Source organism: Facilibium subflavum (assembly GCF_003574485.1).
Taxonomy (GTDB): domain Bacteria; phylum Pseudomonadota; class Gammaproteobacteria; order Francisellales; family Francisellaceae; genus Facilibium; species Facilibium subflavum.
In genome coordinates, this window is sequence record NZ_QLIT01000165.1 from 1 (window position 1) to 753 (window position 753).

Below are 753 nucleotides of genomic sequence, written 5' to 3' on the forward strand. Positions count from 1 at the left end.
ATATTGGCATAATCCAATCATGAGATTAACCAGTGTAATTGATCAGCATCCAAAGCCACAATCTGGCCATTTTGATAACGTAATTTAAAGCGATCCTTCTCCAGACGTTTCATCCATAGTGCAAAGCCATTTTTGTCAAAATACAACACCTTCATCCGGTTGCGTGCCTTGTTACAAAAAACAAAATAGCTGCCTTTTTGTGTGGGAGCACAACCAAACTGAGATAAAACCAAAGCGGATAAGCCATCGATACTTTTGCGCATATCCACCGGAAAATTGGCCAGGTAAATCTCATGTGCCGGCGTTAACATCACAAGGTACCCTTAATGTGATCCCAAATGGCAAATCAATTTCAATCATGCCTTTTTGTTTTGCCGTATTTGCATCGATATGAAAAGGAATAAAACCAGAAGGGGCATGAGGTGGGCTTGTGTCATCCTTTGTTACCTTAATGCGCGGTTTAAGCGCACCTTCTGCAATGAATTTGGTACGCCATTTGGAAAATGATGCTTTGGATACTTCCTGTTCCTGGCAGAATTTATCCTGTGTTAGCCCTGAGACTTCCCAATCCCTAATAATTGATAGCCACTTGATTTGCGTTTCTGTCATCGTCTGTGCTCCATATTTGTGAATAAACAACAACAGTATGATTAAGAACAAACGCCTTTACTAGATGGGGTTTATGGAGCGGTTACGTTTAAAACCCGCGAGAAATCAGGGTTTTATGGTATAATAAGCCATTGATTGAAAGCC

At 40.8% G+C, this 753-nt stretch carries 2 protein-coding genes; both read right to left on the minus strand.

Annotated features, from left to right (window positions below; all coding sequences use genetic code 11):
* Positions 1–17 precede the first annotated feature (17 nt).
* Positions 18–311, minus strand: a complete 294-nt coding sequence (gene tnpB, locus DNK84_RS09895; protein WP_119344358.1) for an IS66 family insertion sequence element accessory protein TnpB — start codon at positions 309–311, stop codon at positions 18–20.
* Entirely contained in the window at positions 292–609 is a 318-nt protein-coding gene (gene tnpA / locus DNK84_RS09900; protein WP_119342808.1) for an IS66 family insertion sequence element accessory protein TnpA, read from the minus strand. Before tnpA ends, tnpB begins: the two co-directional genes overlap by 20 nt.
* Positions 610–753 lie beyond the last annotated feature (144 nt).

Bases quoted from the DNA above. Each gene is read 5' to 3' on its own strand.
- tnpB (WP_119344358.1), bottom strand. From the start codon at position 311: ATGTTAACGCCGGCACATGAGATTTACCTGGCCAATTTTCCGGTGGAT.
- tnpA (WP_119342808.1), bottom strand. From the start codon at position 609: ATGACAGAAACGCAAATCAAGTGGCTATCAATTATTAGGGATTGGGAA.